The organism is Streptomyces diversicolor (assembly GCF_057537855.1).
Genome location: NZ_BAAJXA010000012.1, coordinates 76,968 through 93,238, shown reverse-complemented (window position 1 = coordinate 93,238; position 16,271 = coordinate 76,968). Strand labels below are relative to the sequence as shown.

The following is a 16,271-nucleotide window of genomic DNA, read 5'->3' as shown; positions in this document are numbered from 1 at the left end:
CGGGGAAAGGCGTGACAGAGTGGGGCGTATGACCTCTCCCTCGCCCGAGCTGCCCCGCGTCGCCGTCCGCGGCGAGGCGCATCTGGAAGCCGACCCGGAGATCGCCCGCATCGGCATCACCGTCACCGCCCGCGGACGGGACCGGCGTTCGGCCCTCGACGACCTCACCCGGCGCAACGCCGCCGTCCTCGACCTCGTCAAGTCCTACGGCGAGGCGGTGGAACGCCTGGAGACGGGCTCTTTGTCCATCGCTCCGGAACTGTCGACACACGGCCGGGGCGAGCGCGTCCGCGCCTACCACGGCAGCGTCCACCTCACCGCCGAACTCTCCGACTTCCCGGCGCTCGGCGAACTCGCCGCACGCCTCGCCGACTTGGAGCTGACCCGCGTCGACGGCCCCTGGTGGGCGCTGCGCCCCGGCTCGCCGGTGCACGGGCAGGCCCGCCGGCAGGCGGTGCACGAGGCGGTCCGGCGGGCCCGCGAGTACGCGGAAGCGCTCGGCGCCTCGCTGGCCGCGCTGGTCGAACTCGCCGACACCGGCGCGCAGAGCGCCGAGCCCTACGGCCACCCCGGCGTGCGCGCCCGTTCCATGGCCTTCGCCGCGGCGGCGGAGAACGCGGGGGACACCGCGCCTCCGCTCGACCTGGAACCCCAGCGGCAGCACGTGTACGCACAGGTCGACGCCCGCTTCACGATGACACCCCCACGCCTGTGAGCCCCGGTGAAGCGGAGCGGGAATGTCCGGGAAGGCGACGGTCGGTAACCGTCCGCTGATTGTCCACGGCCGTCCGTGAGCGGTCCGCGGGGCCATTCCCGGCGTTCCATATGCTCATCAGAGCGCCCGGTCGCACAATTCAACAGTTGTCAATGACCCTTTACTCAAAGGTTGTTGAGTAGTCACGTCCGGCCAATTCTCTACCCGCCGGTAAGCCCTAGGCTCGATGCATGCGCCGAGCAAAGATCGTCTGTACATTGGGGCCCGCCACCGACTCGTACGACCAGATCAAGGCCCTGGTCGAGGCCGGAATGGACGTCGCCCGATTCAACCTCAGCCACGGCGGTCACGCCGAGCACGAGGAACGGTACCGACACGTGCGGAAGGCCGCCGACGAGACCGGGCGCAGCGTCGGCCTCCTCGCCGACCTTCAAGGCCCGAAGATCCGCCTCGGCCGCTTCCTCGAAGGACCGGTACTCCTTGAACGCGGCGACACCTTCACCATCACGGTGGAGGCGGACGCCGAGGGCGACCGCAACCAGTGCGGAACCACCTACTCCGGCCTGGCCGCCGACGTCACGCCCGGTGAGCGCATCCTCGTGGACGACGGCAAGGTCTGCCTTGAGGTCACCTCCGTGGACGGCCCCCGGGTGCACACCACGGTGGTCGAGGGCGGCATGGTCTCCGACCACAAGGGCCTCAACCTGCCGGGCGTCGCCGTCTCCGTGCCCGCGCTCTCCGAGAAGGACGAGGCCGACCTCCGCTGGGCCCTGCGCACCGGCTTCGACGTCATCGCGCTGTCCTTCGTCCGCAGCGGCAGGGACATCGAGGACGTCCACCGCATCATGGACGAGGAGGGCCGGCGCCTGCCGGTGATCGCCAAGGTCGAGAAGCCGCAGGCCGTCGACGGCATCGACGGGATCGTGGCGGCCTTCGACGGCATCATGGTCGCGCGCGGCGACCTGGGCGTCGAAATGCCCCTGGAGCAGGTGCCGATCGTCCAGAAGCGCGCCATCAAGCTCGCCAGGCGCAATGCCAAGCCGGTCATCGTGGCCACCCAGATGCTGGACTCGATGATCGAGAACTCGCGCCCCACCCGGGCCGAGGCGAGCGACGTCGCGAACGCCGTCATCGACGGCACGGACGCGGTGATGCTGTCCGGCGAGACCAGCGTCGGCAAGTACGCGGTCGAGACGGTCCGCACCATGGCCCGCATCGTCGAGGCGGCCGAGGAGGACATGCTGGCGGGCGGGCTCCCGCCGCTGACCGAGCGCAACAAGCCCCGCACCCAGGGCGGCGCGGTCGCCCGGGCGGCGGCGGAGATGGGTGACTTCCTCGGCGCGAAGTTCCTGGTCGCCTTCACCCAGTCCGGAGACACCGCCCGCCGGCTGTCCCGCTACCGCTCCCCGATCCCGCTGCTGGCCTTCACCCCGGAGCCCGCGACCCGCTCCCAGCTCAGCCTCACCTGGGGGGCCGAAACCTTCCTGGGGCCGCACGCCGACTCCACCGACGCCATGGTCGCCCAGGTCGACGAACTGCTCCTGAAGTACGGCCGCTGCCAGAAGGGCGATGTCGTCGTCATCACGGCGGGCTCCCCGCCCGGCGTCTCCGGCACGACGAACATGGTGCGTGTCCACCACATCGGCGAGGACGACAGCCCCCGATAGCCAAGCCGGCGGCGGCAGCTTTTTTTGGCGCCCGGTCACACGAAAGGGCCCCTCATAAGGAGGGGCCCCGGAAAATCACTGACCTTGAGATCGAAGGAAAAGTGCCCCGGGTCGGACTCGAACCGACACTGTACGGGTTTTGAATCCGTTGCCTGCTGCCAATTGGGCTACCGGGGCTCGAAGAATCAAAGGTTTTGCCTGACCCTCCGCGCGTCCACCATACCGTAGCTAGGTAGGCTCTTGTCAGCAGTACCCCTGCCCTGAACGAGGAGCCCCCGTGACCGCCGAGTCGCCCCAGCCCGTAGACGTGCCCGACGACGACAAGTCGCACGTGCCTCCGCTGACGACCCGTGTCGTCATCGCCGAGGACGAGGCGCTGATCCGGCTCGACCTGAAAGAGATGCTGGAGGAGGAGGGGTACACCGTCGTCGGAGAGGCCGGCGACGGTGAGCAGGCCGTGGAACTCGCCCGCGAGCACCGGCCCGACCTCGTGATCCTCGATGTGAAGATGCCCAAGCTGGACGGCATCTCCGCGGCCGAGAAGATCGCCGAGGAGTCCATCGCCCCGGTCCTCATGCTCACCGCCTTCTCCCAGCGCGATCTCGTCGAGCGCGCCCGTGACGCCGGAGCGATGGCGTACCTGGTGAAGCCGTTCAGCAAGAGCGACGTGGTGCCGGCCATCGAGATGGCCGTCTCCCGCTTCACCGAGCTGCGGCAGCTGGAGAAGGAGGTCGCCGACCTCACACAGCGGCTGGAGACCCGCAAGCTGGTCGACCGCGCGAAGTCGATCCTCCAGACCGAGTACGGGCTGACCGAGCCGGCCGCCTTCCGCTGGATCCAGAAGACCTCCATGGACCGCCGGATGTCCATGCAACAGGTCGCCGAGGCCGTCATCGCAGACAACGCAGAAAAAAAGACCCCCAAACCCTAGCCCCCCCAACAAGGCCCGCCCCCCCAACACCCCGGGAGGGCGGGCCCAACCATACACAGCGCCCCAAGGAGGCGCGGGGCTGTAGGTGTTCCCGCCGAGGCGTGCCTCACGCATCGACTCGCGGCCCGGCAGCGCGCCCCGAAGGGGCGCGGGGAACTGCGCGCCCAGCCACAACGCACCCGCACGCGGCCGACGCCAGACCCGCAGCCCACCGATGCCGGACCCGCACCCACCGACACCGCAGCCGAGCCACGCCGCAGCGGAGCCACGCAGCAACACCGGCCGAACCAGCGGAGCGTTCAGTCCTCGCCCAGGTAAGCCTTCCGCACCGACTCGTCGTGCAGCAGCTCCCGCCCGGTCCCCGACAGAACGATCGTGCCGACCTCCATGACATGCCCATGATCCGCAAGGGAGAGCGCGGCCTGCGCGTTCTGCTCGACCAGCAGAATCGTCGTACCCTGCGACTTCAGCTCGGCGATGGTGGCCATGATCTTCTGCATCATGATCGGCGACAGCCCCATCGACGGCTCGTCGAGCATCAGCAGCTTCGGCTGGGACATCAGCGCCCGGCCCATCGCGAGCATCTGCTGCTCACCACCGGACAGGGTGCCCGCGGCCTGCTTGCTGCGCTCCCCGAGGATGGGGAACAGCTCGTAGGCGCGCTGGATGTCCTTCTCGATGCCCGGCCGGTCGGTGCGCAGGAAGGCGCCGAGGCGCAGATTGTCCTCGATGGTCATCCGGGGAAAGATGTGCCGCCCCTCGGGGGAGTGGGCGAGCCCCAGCGCGACCACCTGATGCGCGGGCACCTTCTTCAGCGACTTCCCGTTGAACCGGATCTGCCCGCCGACCGGCCTGAGCAGCCCCGACAGCGTGCGCAGCGTGGTGGTCTTGCCGGCCCCGTTGGTGCCGATGAGGGTGACCACCTCGCCGGCCTCGACCTTGAAGGAGATGCCCTTGACGGCCTCGATCTTGCCGTAGGCGACCCGGAGGTCCTCGACTTCGAGCAGTGCGGTCATCGGTCGTTCTCCTTGCCGGGCGCGGCGTCCTGCGGGGTGTCGGCGTGTGCCTCGGCGGCCTCCACCTCGGCGACCTCCTCGGCGCCGGGCGCGTCCTCGAAGGGCTCGCCCAGATAGGCGGCGACGACCCGCTCGTCGCCCTGCACGGTCACGCTGTCGCCTTCGATGAGCTTTTCGCCCTGCACGAGGACGGCGACCCGGTCGCAGAGGTTGAAGATGAAGCGCATGTCGTGCTCGATGACGAGGACGGCGATGCCCTGGTCGCGGATGGCGAAGACCAGTTCCTCGGTGGCCCGGGTCTCCTGCGGGTTCATGCCCGCGGTCGGCTCGTCGAGGAGCAGCAGCCCCGGCTCGCTGGCCAGCGCCCGGGCGATCTCCAGCTTGCGCTGCTCGCCGTAGGGCAGGTTGCGGGCCAGGTGCTCGGCCTTCGCGTCCAGGCCGACGAACCGCAGCAGTTCCATGGCGCGTTCACGGGAGGCCGCCTCGGCCCGGTGGAAGCCGGGGCCGCGCAGCAGGGCCGACCACAGCCCCTCCTTGGTGCGGGTGTGGCGGCCGACGAGGACGTTCTCCAGGACCGTCATGTTGGCGAACAGCCGGATGTTCTGGAAGGTGCGGGCGATGCCGGCCGCGGTGACCTTGAAGGACTTCGGCGGCAGCACGGCACCCTTGTAGCGGACCTCTCCCTCGGTCGGGACGTACAGGCCCGTCAGGCAGTTGAAGAAGGTCGTCTTGCCGGCGCCGTTCGGGCCGATCAGGCCCACGATCTCACCGCTGTTGACGGTGAGGTCGACATTGCGCACGGCGGTCAGGCCGCCGAAGCGCATGGTGACGCCGCGCGCGTCGAGCACGACCTGGCCGGGCGCGGAGGCCCCGGAGGCGGCGTCCCGGGTGGTGGTGTCGGTAGTCATCGTGGTTCAGGCCCCTGCCTTGGTGAGGACGGCGGGCGCTTCGGCCTCTGCGTGGAATTCGAGCTGGCGGCGCCGGTTGGGGATCAGGCCCTCCGGGCGGAAGCGCATCAGCAGGATGAGCGCGACACCGAAGGCCAGGAGCTGGTACTCGCCGAGGAACTGGAGCTTGTTGGGGATCAGGAACAGCAGGGACGCGCCGATGAGCGGCCCGCTGATCGTGCCCATGCCGCCGAGGACCACGGCGGCCAGCAGGAACGCCGAGTTGGGCGGGATGGGGCCGGCGAAGAGGTACTGCTCCGGGGTGACCGTGTAGGTGACGTGGGCCTGGACCGTACCGGCGAGACCGGCCAGCGAGGCGCCGACGGCGAACGCGATGAGCTTGACGCGGAAGCCGTTGATGCCCATGGCGAGGGCCGCGGTCTCGTCCTCGCGGATGGCCACCCAGGCCCGGCCGATGCGGGAGTCGCCGCTGCGCCGGAAGACCAGCACGACGACCGCGGTGATGACCAGCATCAGGAAGAAGTAGTTGGCGAACCGGCCGATGGTGAAGCCGCCGACGTCGTGCTGGGCGCCGAAGTCGAATCCGAAGATGTTGAGGTTCGGGATCGAGGAGATGCCGTTGGAGCCGTTGGTCAGGTCGGGTCCCGAGGTGCCGTCGAGGTTGTTGGCGGTGATCCGGAAGATCTCACCGAAGCCGAGGGTGACGATGGCGAGGTAGTCACCGCGCAGCCGCAGGGTCGGGGCGCCGATGAGCACACCGAAGACGAGGGAGGCGGCGGCGCCCACCAGGACGGCGGCCCAGAACGGGAAGTGCACGTCGAACGGGGAGCTGGGCGAGCCGGAGACCAGGGACGCCGCGTAGGCGCCGACGCCGAGGAAGGCCACATAGCCGAGGTCGAGCAGGCCCGCGAGGCCGACGACGATGTTCAGTCCGAGGGCGACGGTTCCGAAGATGAGGATGTACACGCCGACCGTGGCGTACTGGTCGTCGGTCTGGGTGAAGGGGAACAGGGCCGCCGCGACGAAGGCGCCGACGATGGTGATGTTCTGGTGCCGGGAGGTGATCTGGGACGCCTGGGCGATCAGGCCCGCCTTGTTGAGCGCGGCGAAGCCGAACCCGGCCGTGATCAGGAAGCCGATGAACAGCTCGTCGTACGAGGTGCCGATGCCGTAGGTGAAGACGGTCAGGCCGAGGGCGAGGACCGCGACGATGATCAGGATCTCGACGTACGAGGGCAGCGCGCCCACGGGGCGGGCGGTGCCGCCGGCGTAGGAGGCCCTGAGGGTCTGCCACCCGTGGGCGAGGCGGTGCTTGGCGCGCGCCCAGCCGGTCTCGTCCGGGTCGAGCGGGTCGGGCTCGGGCCGCTCGAACGGCAGCGCGTGCGCGCCGAGGACGGCGATCAGGGAGGCCGCGGCCACGAGATAGCCGCCGGGTTCCAGGTTGACGACGCCGCCGAGTTTGGCGCTGATCGCGATGACCGTGTACCAGGCGGTGCCGAAGGCGGCCAGCGAGGCGAACCTGAGGGCGCCGTCGCCGCCCGCGGGCGTCAGCCGGCCGAGGCCCTTGACCCCGTACGAGGCGAGGCCGAACAGCGCGGTCAGCGCCCCGGCTATGAGCACCAGGACCTGGAGGCCGCCGGGGTAGCCGTAGACGGTCAGATCGCCGGGGAACTCGGATGTCCAGGTCCAGGCGAGGAACGTCGAGACGACGGTGAGGGCGCCGCCGCCGGTGGCGAGGGCGCGCGCGACGGGCGCCGGCATGCCGAGGGCGCCGCGCGTGCGGCCGGCGACGGGGGCGCTGGGGGTTTCGGGTGCGGTGGTCTGTGTGGTCATCGGTGTCACGCCCTGTCCGCGACGCGCTCGCCGAGCAGGCCCTGCGGCCTGAACAGCAGTACGAGGATGAGGAGTACGAAGGCCCAGACGTCGGCCCAGGACTGGCTGCCGAACTTGTCCATGCCCGGGATGTCGGCGATGTAGGCGGTGGCCAGGGTCTCGGCGACGCCGAGGACGACACCGCCGATCATGGCGCCGTAGATGTTGCCGATGCCTCCGAGGACGGCGGCGGTGAACGCCTTCAGGCCGAGGATGAAGCCCATCTTGTACTCGATCTGACCGTACTTCAGGCCGTAGGCGACACCGCCGACCGCCGCGAAGGTGGCCCCGAGGGCGAAGGCGATCACGATGATGCGGTCGGTGTTGACGCCCATGAGCTTCGCGGTGTCCGGATCCTGGGCGGTGGCCTGCATGCCGCGACCGGTGCGCGTCTTCATGACGAAGTAGGCGAGGACGGCCATGCTGACGGGCGCCGCGGCGATCAGGAAGATGTCGCCGGTCTGGATGGTGACGCTGCCGACATGGAACGGGCCGCCGTCGATCTGCGGGAAGGTGCGCGCGGACTTGGCCTCGGGGTACCAGGCCCAGACCGCCTGCTGGAGGGCCAGGGACAGGCCGATGGCGGTGATCAGCGGGGCGAGGCGGGGGCCGCCGCGCAGCGGGCGGTAGGCGAGCCTTTCCGCCCCCACCGCGACGATGACGGAGACCAGGATGGCGCCGATGAGCATGAGCGGCAGGGCCACCCACATGGTGGTTCCGTCGGGCAGCACCCACAGATAGACCGAGAGGGCCCCGAAGGCGCCGGTCATGAAGATCTCGCCGTGGGCGAAGTTGATGAGCTGGACGATGCCGTAGACCATTGTGTAACCGATGGCGACCAGCCCGTACATGGATCCCAGTAGCAGGCCGTTGACCAGCTGCTGCGGCAGTTCGTTCACCGCATGTCCTCCGAGACGTTCGGATGTTTCGACGGATGACGGATGGAGCCGGATGCGAGTCCGCGCGGGGCGCCAGTGGAACAGCGCCCCGCGCGGCTCGTGTGGTCCGGGCGGATCAGCCGGTGTAGGTACCGGACTTGACCGGCTCCCAGGCGCCGTTCTTGACGGCGTACACGGTGAGCTGCTTGTTGGTCGCGTCACCGTACTCGTCGAAGGAGACCTTGCCGGTCACCCCGTCGAAGGAGACGTTCTGCATGGCCTCGGCGACCTTCGTGCGGGCGTCGGACGGCAGCTTGCCATCGTTGTCCTCGACGACCTTCTTCACGGCCTCGATGATCGCCCAGCCCGAGTCGTAGGAGTAGCCGCCGTACGCCTCGTACGCCTCCTTGTAGCCCGCGGACTTGTAGTTGGCCACGAACTCCTTGGCGGAGGGCAGCTCTTCGACCGGGGCGCCGACCGAGGTGGCGAGGTCGCCGGTGGCGGTCGCGCCCGCCAGCTTGATGAAGTCGGCGCTGTAGATGCCGTCACCGCCGATCACCGGGATCTTGGCGCCGGCTGCCTTGATCTGCTTGCTCAGCGGGCCGGCCTGCGGGTACTCGCCGCCGTAGTAGACGACGTCGGCGCCCGAGTTCCTGACCTTGGTGGCGACCGCGGAGAAGTCCTTGGTGTCCGGGTTGATGTGCTCGCTGCCGGCCACGGTGCCGCCGAGCTTCTTGAACTCCTCGGTGAAGGTGGCGGCGAGGCCCGCGCCGTAGGTCTTCTTGTCGTCGATGACGAAGACCTTCTTCTTCTTGGCGTCGTTGAACAGGTACTGCGCGGCGAACGGGCCCTGGATGGCGTCCGTGGTCGCGGTGCGGAAGTACGACTTGTACGGACGTGACTTCGACGTCTGCCAGTTGGTGCCCTGGGTCAGGGCCGGGTTGGTGTTGGCCGGCGAGACCTCGACCAGCTTGGCGTCGTCGAAGACCTTCTGCATCGACTCGGCCACCGACGAGTTCAGCGGGCCGACGACACCGAGGACGCTCTTGTCGGCGACGAGCTTGGTGGCGTTCTGCTGGCCCGAGGAGGGCTGCCCCTGGTCGTCCAGGGCCTCTATCTTGAAGGTGATGCCCTTGACGTAGTCCTGCTTGTTCGCGGTCTTGGCCGCGAGGTCCACCGAGTTCTTGATACCGAGGCCCAGCGCGGACAGGTCGCCGGTCAGCGGGGCGTCGACGCCGATGACAACGGTGGTACCGCCACCGCTGCTGGAGTCCGAGCCCTTGTCGCCGCTGTCGCGCGAGCCGCAGGCGGTGAGGGTGAGTGCTCCCGCCGCCAGCGCGGCGGTGATGGCGATGAGCGAACGTTGACGCACGATCCATCCTTTCCCCTGGCACGACCGCATCCCCGTGGAAACGGTCGAGTCGCGCGCTGGGCCGAAATCACAATCCGACGGCGCGGTGACTGGCCGTGACTCTAGGCCCGGTGCGAGGAATGGGGAGAGAGTCTGACCAAGGCTGTGACGCTCTTGTTATGACCCCAGGTAATGCAGAGCGGTACACCGTGGGGGGAACGCGCGAATTCCGGTCGATTCGCCCCGTCCGCATGGTGAGAACCCGCAGGACCCGCCATGGATCCATTCAGGTGTCTCGGGTGTTTTGGTAATGACCGGAACTGTTGCGACAGGCAACTCGAAGGGCTTCTGAGGCGTGCGGTGCGTACCGTGATCACGGGATGAAACTGGTGGCTTGTATTGCATGCGTATTACGCAGAGTTACGCCCAGGAAAGGAAGTCCGGCGTCCTCGGTGGTTTTCCGCATTCCGTCACGTGCACGGTTATCGTGATCTTACGGGGAGAGCCCACATATGCCCGGAAAGGCACCCCGGCGTCATGACGGGCCGCCCCCAAGGGGCGCGAGGAACTGCGCGACAAGCCACAACGCTGCCGCAGCCGCAAACGGACATTACGACCTACCCCGGAGCGCGCCTGACGGCCCAACCCGCGGAGCGCGCCGCGGCCACGACGCGCCGCACGATCTCGTACGGGCCGTTGGACAGCCCCATCGACCGGTAGTCGCCGTAGGCGCCGTCGTCGAGCACCTGCCGTGCCCCGTGGGCGACGGTCCGGGCGCACAACTCGGCGTCGGAGGTCGCCGACGGGACCGCCGATCCGGCCGGCGTCACCGGGGATGACGGCGCTGAGGGGGCCGGCGCGGCCGGCGGGCCGATGTCCCGGCCGGGGGCCGGGCGGTGGCCCCGGTCCGCCGGGCCCGCCGCAGTCGGCCGCCGCCACTGCCGCCGCCAGCGCCAGGCAGACCCCAGCGCGGACGCGGTCACCCCCGCGCGGGGGCCTCCTCGCCGTCCCATGAGCCGAAGGCACGGGCCCGGGCGGCCGGGTCCAACGGTTCGGCGCGGGCCCGCCGTCAGGCTTGCGCGGGACGGACCCGTGCCTCGTCGTCGGCGTTGACCTCACGCAGCAGACAGGTCAGCCGTGCGGTGCACACCCGCCGACCCGCCTCGTCACTGATCACGATCTCGTACGTCGCCGTGGTCCGTCCCCGGTGCACCGGCGTCGCCACCCCGGTGACCAGGCCCGACCGCACACCCCGGTGGTGCGTGCAGTTGAGGTCGACGCCCACGGCGATCTTCGAACTGCCCCCGTGCAGCATCGAGCCCACCGAGCCCAGCGTCTCCGCCAGCACCGCGGACGCGCCGCCGTGCAGCAGCCCGTACGGCTGGGTGTTCCCCTCCACCGGCATCGTCCCGACGACCCGCTCCGCCGACGCCTCGACGATCTGCACGCCCATCCGCGTCCCCAGATGGCCCGCGGAGAACAGGGCCGGAAGATCAACCCCGAGCGCGGCGTACTCGTCGACGATCTGCTGCGGGAACTTCACGTGCTGCTGTTCGCCCATCGACCAGGCTCCGTTCGTCGTGATCCACTCGCCGGAACTCCACTGAGCCGGGGGTGCCCCCGGACGGGGTCCGGGGCGGCTCAGTCGGTTGCCGATTGTTCCAGACGCACCACGACGGACTTGCTGGCCGGGGTGTTGCTGGTGTCCGCCGTGGCATCCAGCGGCACAAGCACATTGGTCTCCGGGTAGTACGCCGCCGCACAGCCCCGCGCGGTCGGGTAGTACACCACCCGGAACCCCGCGGCCCGCCGCTCCACGCCGTCCCGCCACTCACCGATCAGATCGACGTACGACCCGTCGGCCAGCCGCAGTTCGCGCGCGTCCTCGGGGTTCACCAGCACCACCCGGCGCCCGTTCCTGATGCCCCGGTAGCGGTCGTCCAGGCCGTAGACGGTGGTGTTGTACTGGTCGTGCGAGCGGATCGTCTGCAGCAGCAGACGGCCCTGCGGCAGCTTCGGGTACTCGACCGGCGCCGCCGTGAAGTTCGCCTTCCCCGTGGCCGTCGGGAAGCGGCGCTCGTCACGCGGGGCGTGCGGCAGCGCGAAACCGCCGGGCCGGGCCACGCGCGCGTTGAAGTCCTCGAAGCCGGGGATCACGCGCGCGATACGGTCCCGGATCGTCGCGTAGTCCTTCTCGAACTCCTCCCAGGGGACCACGCTGTCCGCGCCGAGCACCCGGCGCGCGAGCCTGCACACGATCGCCGGCTCGGACAGCAGCCGCGGGCCCGCCGGTTCCAGCCGGCCCCGGGAGGCGTGCACCATGCCCATGGAGTCCTCGACGGTCACGAACTGCTCGCCGGACCCCTGCAGATCACGCTCGGTGCGACCCAGGGTGGGCAGGATCAGCGCACGCGCGCCCGTGACCACATGCGAGCGGTTGAGCTTCGTCGACACGTGCACGGTCAGCCGCGCCCGCCGCATGGCCGCCTCGGTGACCCGGGTGTCGGGCGACGCGGAGACGAAGTTGCCGCCCATCGCGAAGAAGACCTTCGCCTCGCCGTCGCGCAGGGCCCGGATCGCGCGGACCACGTCGTAGCCGTGCTCACGCGGCGGGGCGAAACCGAACTCCTTCTCCAGGGCGTCCAGAAAGGCCGGCGCGGGCCGCTCGAAGATGCCCATCGTCCGGTCTCCCTGCACGTTCGAGTGGCCGCGCACCGGGCACACGCCCGCGCCCGGACGCCCGATGTTGCCGCGCAGCAGCAGGAAGTTGACCACCTCGCGGATGGTCGGCACGGAGTGCTTGTGCTGGGTGAGACCCATGGCCCAGCACACGATCGTGCGCTCGGAGGCGAGCACCATCTCCAGCGCCCGGTCGATCTCCGCGCGCGTGAGGCCCGTCGCCGTCAGCGTCTCGTCCCAGTCGGCGGCGCGGGCCGCCGCGGCGAACTCCTGGTAGCCATGGGTGTGCTCACGGACGAAGTCCGCGTCGACGGCGCCCTCGGTCTCCAGGATCAGCTTGTTCAGGAGACGGAAGAGCGCCTGGTCGCCGCCGATGCGGATCTGCAGGAACAGATCGGTCAGCGCGGCGCCCTTGAGCATGCCCTGCGGGGTCTGCGGGTTCTTGAACCGCTCCAGGCCCGCCTCCGGCAGCGGATTGACACTGATGATCCTCGCCCCGTTGGCCTTGGCCTTCTCCAGGGCCGACAGCATCCGCGGGTGGTTCGTCCCCGGATTCTGGCCGGCCACGATGATCAGGTCGGCCTTGTACAGGTCCTCCAGCAGGACGCTGCCCTTGCCGATGCCGATGGTCTCGGACAGGGCCGAGCCGGACGACTCGTGGCACATGTTCGAGCAGTCGGGCAGATTGTTCGTGCCCAGCTCCCGCGCGAACAGCTGGAAGAGGAACGCGGCCTCGTTGCTGGTGCGGCCCGAGGTGTAGAAGACGGCCTCGTCGGGGGAGGACAGCGCGGCGATCTCGTCGGCGACGATGTCGAAGGCGCGCTCCCAGGAGACCGGCTCATAGTGCTCGCCGCCCTCCGGGAGGTACATGGGGTGCGTGAGCCGCCCCTGCTGTCCCAGCCAGTAGCCGCTGCGGCCGGCCAGATCGGCGACCGGGTGCGCGGCGAAGAACTCCGGGGTGACGCGGCGCAGCGTGGCCTCCTCGGCCACCGCCTTCGCGCCGTTCTCACAGAACTCCGCCGTGTGCCGGTGGTCCGGCTCGGGCCAGGCGCAGCCCGGGCAGTCGAAGCCGTCCTTCTGATTGACCCGCAGCAGGGTCAGCGCGGTGCGCTTCACGCCCATCTGCTGCTGTGCGATCCGCAGCGTGTGCCCGATGGCCGGCAGCCCCGCCGCCGCATGCTGGGGCGCGCCGACCCGCGGCGCGTCCTGGACCGGATCACCCTTCGGCGGTTTCGTCGCCACCGCGCGCTCCCCTCGACGACTGCATCTGTGCGTTCGCGTTCGATACTCCCACGCGGCGGTGACAACCATCGAGGCCGGTCGGGGGCGCCGCCCATGCCCCGCGACGTCTGTTCCCCCGGTTCCCCCTTCTTCCTCCTTGTCTCCTCTCTTCCCCGGGCCGCCCGAGCCCGGTCGAGGCGAGCGGGCGGGGCCGGCTGTCAGTGCGGCGTGGCAGGATCGGGTTCGTGGCAGAGACAGCATCGAAGAAGACCGACAAGACCTCCGGCGGTAACCGTCCCCGGCTCATGCTCATGGACGGGCACTCGCTGGCCTACCGCGCGTTCTTCGCGCTGCCCGCGGAGAACTTCACGACCGCGACGGGCCAGCCGACGAACGCGATCTACGGCTTCGCGTCGATGCTGGCCAACACGCTGCGCGACGAGACGCCCACGCACTTCGCGGTGGCCTTCGACGTCTCCCGCAAGACCTGGCGTTCCGAGGAGTTCGCCGAGTACAAGGCGAACCGCTCCAAGACCCCGGACGAGTTCAAGGGCCAGGTCGAGCTGATCGGTGAACTGCTCGACGCGATGCACGCCCCGCGCTTCGCCGTCGAGGGGTACGAGGCGGACGACGTGATCGCCACCCTCGCCACCCGCGCCGAGGCCGAGGGCTTCGAGGTGCTGATCGTCACCGGTGACCGCGACTCCTTCCAGCTGGTCACCGAGCACACGACGGTGCTGTACCCGACCAAGGGCGTCTCGGAGCTGACCCGCTTCACCCCGGAGAAGGTCTTCGAGAAGTACGCGTTGACGCCCGCCCAGTACCCCGACTTCGCCGCGCTGCGCGGCGACCCCTCCGACAACCTCCCGGGTATCCCCGGCGTCGGCGAGAAGACGGCCGCCAAGTGGATCAACCAGTTCGGTTCCTTCGCGGAACTGGTCGAGCGCGCCGACGAGGTCAAGGGCAAGGCCGGACAGAACCTCCGCGACCATCTGGAGTCGGTCAAGCTCAACCGCCGGCTCACCGAGCTGGAGCGTCAGGTGGAGCTGCCGAAGACGGTCGCCGACCTGGAGCGCGCCCCGTACGACCGCAAGGGCGTCGCGATGATCCTGGACACCCTGGAGATCCGCAACCCGTCCCTGCGCGAGCGGCTGTTCGCCGTCGACCCGGGCGCCGAGGAGGCCGAGACCACCGTGGTCGCGGTCGGCGGGGTGGAACTGGACGGCACCGTGCTCGGCACCGGCGAGCTGGGCCCCTGGCTCACCGAGCACGGCACCCGGCCGCTCGGCATCGCCACCGTCGACGCCTGGGCCCTGGGCACCGGCTCGGTCGCCGAGGTGGCGCTCGCCGCGGCCGACGGTGCCGCCGCCTGGTTCGACCCGTCCGAGCTGGACGAGGCCGACGAGAACGCGTTCGCGGCCTGGCTGGCGGACGCCGGCCGGCCCAAGGTCCTGCACAACGCCAAGGGCGCCATGCGGGTCTTCGCCGAGCACGGCTGGAGCATCGACGGCGTCGGCATGGACACGGCGCTCGCGGCCTACCTGGTCAAGCCGGGCCGCCGCTCCTTCGACCTGGACGCGCTGTCCCTGGAGTACCTGGGCCGCGAGCTGGCGCCCGCCGCCGCGGCCGACGGCCAGCTCGCCTTCGGCGCGGACGACGCCGCCGAGGCGGAGGCGCTCATGATCCAGGCCCGCACCATCCTCGACCTGGGAGAGGCGTTCGAGGGCCGGCTGCGGGAGGTCGGCGCCGCGGACCTGCTGCGGGACGTCGAACTGCCGACCTCGGCGCTGCTCGCCCGCATGGAACGGCACGGCATCGCGGCGGACCGGGCCCACCTGGAAGCCATGGAACAGATGTTCGCGGGAGCCGTGCAGCAGGCGGTGAAGGAGGCCCACGCGGCGGCCGGGCACGAGTTCAACCTCGGCTCGCCCAAGCAGCTCCAGGAGGTGCTGTTCGGCGAGCTGGCCCTGCCGAAGACCAAGAAGACCAAGACCGGCTACACCACCGACGCCGACGCCCTGGCCTGGCTCGCCACCCAGACCGAGAACGAGCTGCCGGTGATCATGCTCCGCCACCGCGAGCAGGCGAAGCTGCGCGTCACGGTCGAGGGCCTGATCAAGACGATCGCGGCCGACGGCCGCATCCACACCACGTTCAACCAGACCGTCGCGGCCACCGGCCGGCTCTCCTCGACCGACCCGAACCTGCAGAACATCCCGGTCCGCACGGACGAGGGCCGCGCGATCCGCCGTGGCTTCGTCGTCGGCGACGGCTTCGAATCCCTGATGACCGCCGACTACAGCCAGATCGAGCTGCGCGTGATGGCCCACCTGTCCGAGGACGAGGGCCTGATCGAGGCGTTCACCTCGGGCGAGGACCTGCACACCACGGTCGCCTCGCAGGTGTTCTCGGTCGGCCGCCTCGCGGTGGACGCGGAGATGCGCCGCAAGATCAAGGCGATGTCGTACGGCCTGGCGTACGGGCTGTCCGCCTTCGGCCTCTCCCAGCAGCTGAACATCGAGGCGGCCGAGGCCCGTGCCCTGATGGACACGTACTTCGAGCGGTTCGGCGGCGTGCGGGACTATCTGCGCCGCGTGGTGGACGAGGCGCGGGCGACCGGCTACACGGAGACGCTGTTCGGGCGCCGCCGCTATCTGCCGGACCTCAACAGCGACAACCGACAGCGCCGCGAGATGGCCGAGCGGATGGCCCTGAACGCGCCGATCCAGGGCACGGCGGCCGACATCGTCAAGATCGCCATGCTCAACGTCGACCGGGCGCTGCGCGAGGCGGGCCTCACCTCGCGCATGCTGCTCCAGGTCCACGACGAAATCGTCCTGGAGATCGCCCCCGGCGAGCGCGAGGCCGCGGAGCGGATCGTCCGCCGCGAGATGGCCACCGCCGTCCAGCTCAGGGCCCCCTTGGACGTCTCCGTCGGCGCGGGCCCCGACTGGGAATCAGCAGCCCACTAGGCGCTCCACCGGACATGCCGCGCCGCGCCGCCGCTTGCCCGCGGCGGCATCGCGGCCAGTC

The 16,271-nt window shown here is 69.9% G+C and carries 12 protein-coding genes and 1 tRNA gene; 4 read left to right on the top strand and 9 right to left on the bottom strand.

Features of this window, described 5'->3' with window-relative positions; translation table 11 throughout:
• Nucleotides 1–28: 28 nt before the first annotated feature.
• Both AC27LF_RS16360 and pyk read left to right on the top strand, forming a co-directional pair.
• Nucleotides 29–715, top strand: coding sequence for an SIMPL domain-containing protein (locus AC27LF_RS16360; RefSeq protein ID WP_479657629.1), 687 nt, complete (start codon nucleotides 29–31; stop codon nucleotides 713–715).
• 230 nt (nucleotides 716–945) lie between these two features.
• Complete coding sequence (pyk, locus tag AC27LF_RS16355) at nucleotides 946–2,382, top strand: pyruvate kinase (RefSeq protein ID WP_479657628.1); 1,437 nt, start codon at nucleotides 946–948, stop codon at nucleotides 2,380–2,382.
• 102 nt (nucleotides 2,383–2,484) lie between these two features.
• Here pyk and AC27LF_RS16350 read toward each other — a convergent pair.
• Nucleotides 2,485–2,559: transfer RNA gene (locus AC27LF_RS16350), tRNA-Leu, on the bottom strand.
• Nucleotides 2,560–2,659: 100 nt separating this feature from the next.
• Here AC27LF_RS16350 and AC27LF_RS16345 point away from each other — a divergent pair.
• Nucleotides 2,660–3,313, top strand: a complete 654-nt coding sequence (locus AC27LF_RS16345) for an ANTAR domain-containing response regulator (protein ID WP_479657627.1) — start codon at nucleotides 2,660–2,662, stop codon at nucleotides 3,311–3,313.
• Between the two features lie 299 nt (nucleotides 3,314–3,612).
• On the opposite strand, the gene AC27LF_RS16340 is transcribed toward AC27LF_RS16345, so the two are convergent.
• The 8 genes from AC27LF_RS16340 to AC27LF_RS16305 all read right to left on the bottom strand — a co-directional run bounded on the left by AC27LF_RS16340 (nucleotide 3,613) and on the right by AC27LF_RS16305 (nucleotide 13,259).
• Complete coding sequence (locus AC27LF_RS16340; protein WP_479657626.1) at nucleotides 3,613–4,329, bottom strand: ABC transporter ATP-binding protein; 717 nt, start codon at nucleotides 4,327–4,329, stop codon at nucleotides 3,613–3,615.
• The gene (locus AC27LF_RS16335; protein WP_479657625.1) at nucleotides 4,326–5,237 is read right to left on the bottom strand and encodes an ABC transporter ATP-binding protein; all 912 of its coding nucleotides are present in this window, start codon (nucleotides 5,235–5,237) and stop codon (nucleotides 4,326–4,328) included. Before AC27LF_RS16335 ends, AC27LF_RS16340 begins: the two co-directional genes overlap by 4 nt.
• 6 nt (nucleotides 5,238–5,243) lie before the next feature.
• On the bottom strand, nucleotides 5,244–7,070 hold the full coding sequence (locus AC27LF_RS16330) for a branched-chain amino acid ABC transporter permease (protein WP_479657624.1): 1,827 nt from the start codon (nucleotides 7,068–7,070) through the stop codon (nucleotides 5,244–5,246).
• A 5-nt stretch (nucleotides 7,071–7,075) separates the two neighbouring features.
• Nucleotides 7,076–8,008 carry a branched-chain amino acid ABC transporter permease gene (locus AC27LF_RS16325; RefSeq protein ID WP_479657623.1) on the bottom strand — a complete coding sequence of 311 codons (933 nt, stop codon included), beginning with the start codon at nucleotides 8,006–8,008 and terminating at the stop codon, nucleotides 7,076–7,078.
• 115 nt (nucleotides 8,009–8,123) lie between these two features.
• Nucleotides 8,124–9,359 carry a branched-chain amino acid ABC transporter substrate-binding protein gene (locus tag AC27LF_RS16320; RefSeq protein ID WP_479657622.1) on the bottom strand — a complete coding sequence of 412 codons (1,236 nt, stop codon included), beginning with the start codon at nucleotides 9,357–9,359 and terminating at the stop codon, nucleotides 8,124–8,126.
• A 596-nt stretch (nucleotides 9,360–9,955) separates the two neighbouring features.
• The gene (locus tag AC27LF_RS16315) at nucleotides 9,956–10,168 is read right to left on the bottom strand and encodes a hypothetical protein (protein WP_479657621.1); all 213 of its coding nucleotides are present in this window, start codon (nucleotides 10,166–10,168) and stop codon (nucleotides 9,956–9,958) included.
• Between the two features lie 239 nt (nucleotides 10,169–10,407).
• Nucleotides 10,408–10,899 (bottom strand): hotdog fold thioesterase, encoded by a 492-nt coding sequence (locus tag AC27LF_RS16310; protein WP_479657620.1) that lies wholly within the window; start codon nucleotides 10,897–10,899, stop codon nucleotides 10,408–10,410.
• An 80-nt stretch (nucleotides 10,900–10,979) separates the two neighbouring features.
• A complete protein-coding gene (locus AC27LF_RS16305; protein WP_479657619.1) occupies nucleotides 10,980–13,259 on the bottom strand; it encodes an FdhF/YdeP family oxidoreductase in 2,280 nt (759 codons plus the stop codon).
• 224 nt (nucleotides 13,260–13,483) lie between these two features.
• Here AC27LF_RS16305 and polA point away from each other — a divergent pair, with 224 nt between their 5' ends.
• Nucleotides 13,484–16,210, top strand: a complete 2,727-nt coding sequence (gene polA, locus AC27LF_RS16300; RefSeq protein WP_479657618.1) for a DNA polymerase I — start codon at nucleotides 13,484–13,486, stop codon at nucleotides 16,208–16,210.
• The last annotated feature ends 61 nt before the right edge of the window (nucleotides 16,211–16,271 follow it).

Excerpts from the sequence above, each read along its gene's own strand:
- AC27LF_RS16360 (WP_479657629.1), top strand. The coding sequence starts at position 29 with ATGACCTCTCCCTCGCCCGAGCTGCCCCGCGTCGCCGTCCGCGGCGAG.
- pyk (WP_479657628.1), top strand. The coding sequence starts at position 946 with ATGCGCCGAGCAAAGATCGTCTGTACATTGGGGCCCGCCACCGACTCG.
- AC27LF_RS16340 (WP_479657626.1), bottom strand. The coding sequence starts at position 4,329 with ATGACCGCACTGCTCGAAGTCGAGGACCTCCGGGTCGCCTACGGCAAG.
- AC27LF_RS16335 (WP_479657625.1), bottom strand. The coding sequence starts at position 5,237 with ATGACTACCGACACCACCACCCGGGACGCCGCCTCCGGGGCCTCCGCG.
- AC27LF_RS16330 (WP_479657624.1), bottom strand. The coding sequence starts at position 7,070 with ATGACCACACAGACCACCGCACCCGAAACCCCCAGCGCCCCCGTCGCC.
- AC27LF_RS16310 (WP_479657620.1), bottom strand. The coding sequence starts at position 10,899 with ATGGGCGAACAGCAGCACGTGAAGTTCCCGCAGCAGATCGTCGACGAG.